We start from the raw sequence: 4,985 nt of genomic DNA, 5'->3' as shown, positions 1-4,985 counted from the left end.
CTTCCCGTCATTCAGTTCCGGGATGGGCTCACTCAACGCGACAAAGTCGGACGGGACCACAACACTTACGGCTTCAGCATGTGGGTCGCGGGTGGCGGTTTTCGAGGAGGCCACATCCATGGCGCGACCGATGTGTTTTCGCATCACGCCGTCGAAGGGACGGTCCATCATTATGATTGGCTGGCCACCGTCCTCCACCTGTTTGGCTTGGACCACAACGAATTGAAGTTTCGCTTGGGGCCAAGAGATTTGAAACTGGTGGAACATGCCGAAGCCCGCGTGGTTCAGGAATTGCTCGCCTGAGCCGACTTCTCGGAAAAGGGTCAGAAAAGGGTCATCCATTAAAGGTTCGTGTCAAACAAACAAAATTCTTCTGCTGCCAAAAAAGTAACTTTTTGACACGAGCGATGCTCGTCCGCACCGAGGAACGTCCGCCGTTGCACCGACAACTTCTTGCGCCAGGTTCCAACGTCTGACGCCCCGCCCTCGGGGCACCGTCCGTTTTGTCCGGTCATCCATCTGGTTCTAGCCCAGTCGGGCAACCCTTGCTGCCGACCTCGCCCGCCGGCCCCACTCCGCTCGCGCAGAGCCAGAAAATCATTCGTACCGACCCAGGTTCAATTCATGAGCGCACAGTTCTGTGACTGGCGTCCGGGCAGTTGCCCGTCCGTCCGCGTTCAACCCGATCTGACTCCTGGGCCGGGCAAAACGGCCTCTGTTCCCAGCTTGTCCGAGCCGTTGAACAGTCCAGGTGGCCGCGACGCTCCAATCAGTCCCGGTGGATTTGTGCGGACAGTCATGCATTCCACTGACCCCGACGCTTCCTTACACCATCGAACGCCTCGCGGGCTGGTATGGCGCCAGCGCCTGGCGCTGCAAGAATTGGAAGCAGCGACTCCGCCGACAGAACGTCCCGTTTTCTGGATTTCGCTCTGGGAACGTTACGTCGAAAGCCAAGTGGATTACCGGGCCAACAGCCAAACGCTTGCCGGCAAGCTCGGCGAAGCGGGCGCCGACGCGTGGCAATTGCTGGGGTGGCTGGGCGAGCCGGCACAAGCGCGGAGAATGGCGGGTGTGCAAGGGCAGTTGCTCAAACGGGTGTTCGGCGAGCAGTTTGATGTTGTGGCCGGGAAGGCCTTGCCTCAGCCGGAGGAAAAGCAACTGATCGAGGAAACAACGCAAAGCTCTCAAATGGCCCAGGCGCAGGAAAGCGGCTCGACGTCGGCACCGGTCGCGGAGACGGCTGCAGAGACCGCTGTGAGTTCGGCTCTCAGGCAACCGACCGCCAGCCCAGAGGCTGATCGGGCGCAAACCAAATTTCCTGGGCAGCTCCTGGCCAGCACGGCGGTTGAGCCCAAAGGCAAAGGAGAGTTCAGTTCGAATCGGGTGCAGAATCCGCATGATCCGGAGGCCACGTATGCGGTCAAGGGTCAAGGGCAGCAGAAGAAGGAACATGTCGGTTACAAAGTTCAAGTGGCCGAGAGCGTGAGCGAAGTGGCTCTGGCGGACGGCGAACCGACTGGCAATTTTATCGTTGGGATTGTGACTCATGCGGCTCATGAGAGCGACGAGCTTGGCGCCGAAATGATGGAGCAAGAGCAAGGGCAGATGGGCCTGGACAAGCCGCCGGTGCAATATGCCGATGGCGCTTATGTATCGGCGCAAAAGCTGGTGGAAGTGCAAGCCGAAGGCAGGGAACTCATCAGCCCGGCGCAGCCAGCGCCGCAGAAGGACGGGCGCTTGAGCGTCGAGGATTTTAAGATCAACGTGGAAGAACGCACGGCGATTTGTCCGGCCGGAAAAACCAACACCCAATGCAGCCGATTGGAGGAAGAGGCGACTGGCAAAGTGAGCAATCGATTCGAATTCAGCACTCAATGTCATGACTGCCCGTTGCGCGGCCAATGTCTGGGGAAAGATCAGAAACATCGAACCATTGTGGTTGGCCACCACCACACGGTCTTACAGGCCCGGCGGCACGAGCAGAAGACGCCGGCGTTCAAAGAGCGGATGAAGCATCGCAATGGCATTGAAGGCACGCAGAGCGAGTTAGTCCGGGGACACGGAATGCGGCGTGCGCGCTGTCGGGGTTTGGTCAAAGTGCGACTGCAAAATTATTTCATCGCGGCGGCATGCAATGTGAAGAGATGGATCCGACGCGAGGCTTGGAAGTTGGCGCAAGCGGTGTCGGTTAACTCGGTCAAAATGGCGGAAACGCGGGCGATCTGAAGCCAAGCGAGGGCGGCAGCCCCTTTTTTTGTTCATTTTGAACTTGAAACTTTAAACTTTGAACGCCAGCGCGGTCGCAGCGTGCGCTCGTTTGGTTGGCGGCGTCAGCCGCACTCGCGGGTCGGGCAAAATGTGCTTGCCTCAGATCAGCGGCCCTGGTTACGTTTTCCGCGTTCCCGACGAACAACACAGAACCCTACGAATGCCTATGAGACTCCAATTCACCCGGATTCACAGCTCTCGCATCCCGTTCGAGATCCTCCTTGCTCTGCTCACGACAATCTTCAGCCTTACCGCCCAGGCAGCCTTGAAAGACGGCCTGGTTTCCTATTGGCCGCTCGACGAAGTGGTCGGCACCAAGACGCCCGACTTGGTCAGCGGTTATGATCTGGAACTGCACAATCTGACGGCTGCGGACCTCGCGGCGGGCAAAGTTGGCAAGGCGTTCAAGTTCGAGAACGCGCGGGCGACCTTGCTCAAGCGGGTGAACAGCGCCGGGGAGCAATTGCCCATCAACCAGCACCCGGCTTTCACGATCTCTTTCTGGGCCAACGTGACCGGGACGGGGCAGAGCGATCTGCGGCTTTTCTCCGAAGCGAGCACCACGGACAACAATCCGCTGTTCAATCTGGGCACCGACAGCGCCGGCAGCAGCGGCAAACTGGACATCTTCTTCCGTCAATCCGGTTGGACCACGGTCAATCATATCAAGAGCGAAGGCGAACCGCTCGACGGCACCTGGCACCATTTGGCATTTGTCCAGACGGCAGACGGGACGCGCGCCTTGTATATCGACGGCGCGAAAGATCCAGTAGAAGTCCCGGCCAAAGCCGAGGGCACGTGGCGGGTGAATACGACGACCATCGGCGGCATCCTCCGGGCCAATCCCACGCACTGGGTCACCGGCCTGATTGACGAAGTGGTCACTTGGAGCCGTGCTCTGTCAGAAGCTGAAGTTCAACAGGTGGTCAAAGAAGGCTTGAACAGTGTCTTCCCGCCGTTAACCAAAGGAATGGTCGCCTATTGGCCTCTTGACGAAGTGCTCGGCGTGAAAACCCCGGATCTGGTCAGCGGCTACGATTTGGAACTGGCCAACCTTACCGCCGCCGACCTGGTGACAGGGAAGGTGGGCAAAGCGTTCAAGTTCGAGAACGCCCGCCAGACCATGCTCCGACGCGTCAGCACCGCGGGCGAGCAGTTGCCGATCAATCAGCATCCGGCGCTCACCATCTCTTTCTGGGCCAACGTCACCGGAACCGGCCAGAGTGACCTGCGGCTGTTCTCGGAGGCCAGTCTTTCGGACAACAATCCGCTCTTCAATCTGGGCACGTCCAGCACCGGCGCCAGCGGCCAGCTTGACTACTACTTTCGACAAACCGGCTGGGGGACCGTCGATCATCTCAAGAGCGTCGCCGAACCGCTCGACGGCACCTGGCATCATTTGGCCTTTGTTCAGCAGGCGGACGGCGCCCGCGCCCTCTACATCGACGGCGTAAGAGATAGCTTGGAGATTCCGGCCAAGGAAGCGGGGGCTTGGCGACTGAACACCACGACGATCGGCGGAATCCTGCGCGCCAATCCCACCCACTGGGTCTCCGGCCTGATCGACGACGTGGCGCTCTGGAACCGCGCTCTCTCTGAAGCCGAGATTAAATCCGTGGTCACGGGTGGGACACCCGTGCCGTTTAGCAAGCCTCAGCCGCTGGCCATTCGCTCGTTCAAATCCGATTTGCCCGCCACAGCCGTCGGCGACAAAGTCATTTTGCGCTGGGACGTTACGAAGAACGTTCAAGTGGAAATCGACCAGGGAATCGGCGATGTCACAGCGAAGACGGTGTCCGGACTCGGTTCGGCGGAAGTGACCCTGACCTCCAGCAAGACGTTTAATCTGACGTTGAAGCGCGGCACCGAGACGGTCTCCCGAACCACGACCGTCGCGGCCATTTCCGACGTGGCGCCCGGTTGGACCCTGATCGATAATTTCGACCGCTACAACGTGGGACTCCTCAATGGCCAGGGAGGATGGGCTGACCTAGATGCGGTTGAGTTCTCGGTCGTCGAGTTCAGTGGGAACAAGTTTGCCGCGCCCAACAGGGGCGGCAGCACCGCAGTGCTGCAAATGGGTCCACTCGCGGTCGCCGAAGGCCAGGAACGCACCCTGTTTTTCCGCGCTTTTTTGGTGGGCGATGAGACGGAGCCGGTTCGCGGGCAGGTCGCCCTGACCGATCGTCCCGTTCGCTTCGGCGGCGACTCCGGTGCCGACATCGGACCTGGCGCCGTGATCAGTGACGAACCAGGCGCCGGCAGACAAGTGGGTGGCTACAACGGCTGGCAAAACCCCGTCGAGTTGTTCGATCCCGCGCTTCAGCCGAGCACAGCTTACAACATCTGGGTCGATATCAAGAACGGCCCATTCAACAAAGACAACTCCACCACGCCTCCAACCAACCTCGGCACCGGTGACACTTACTCCGTCCACGTGGCCAAAGACGGCACGACGCAACGCACCACGATCATCGCCAATTACGCGGCGTCGCGCAATCCGGTGGGCGCAGCCGACGTTGGCTTCACTACACCGCAGTTGACCCGGCTCATCTTGGGCGGGCTCGGTGGCCACAGCACCTCGACCAATCTGTTCTTCGACGACATCTATCTGAGCAAGACAGGCTACAACACCACCGTGCCGCGCGCGTTTGGGTTCACCGTGCCTGTGGCGGAGACGGTCAAGCCGCCCACGCTGGCCATCAAACGAGTCG

General features: G+C 59.9%; 3 protein-coding genes. All 3 read left to right on the top strand.

The genetic code is table 11. The features are described from left to right. Window positions 1–303 (top strand): DUF1501 domain-containing protein (locus FJ398_26020; protein ID MBM3841344.1); only part of this gene is annotated, 303 nt, incomplete at its 5' end. A gap of 321 nt (window positions 304–624) precedes the next feature. After that, window positions 625–2,229, top strand: coding sequence for a transposase (locus FJ398_26015; GenBank protein ID MBM3841343.1), 1,605 nt, complete (start codon window positions 625–627; stop codon window positions 2,227–2,229). A gap of 58 nt (window positions 2,230–2,287) precedes the next feature. After that, the coding region (locus tag FJ398_26010) for a LamG domain-containing protein (protein ID MBM3841342.1) at window positions 2,288–4,985 on the top strand (2,698 nt) is incomplete at its 3' end.

This window comes from Verrucomicrobiota bacterium (assembly GCA_016871535.1).
Taxonomy (GTDB): domain Bacteria; phylum Verrucomicrobiota; class Verrucomicrobiia; order Limisphaerales; family SIBE01; genus VHCZ01.
Note: the sequence above shows the minus strand (reverse complement) of the source record. Positions and strands in the feature narration are given on the sequence as shown.

What these genes read in the sequence shown, in the direction of transcription:
- FJ398_26015 (MBM3841343.1), top strand. Translation starts at nt 625, where the DNA reads ATGAGCGCACAGTTCTGTGACTGGCGTCCGGGCAGTTGCCCGTCCGTC.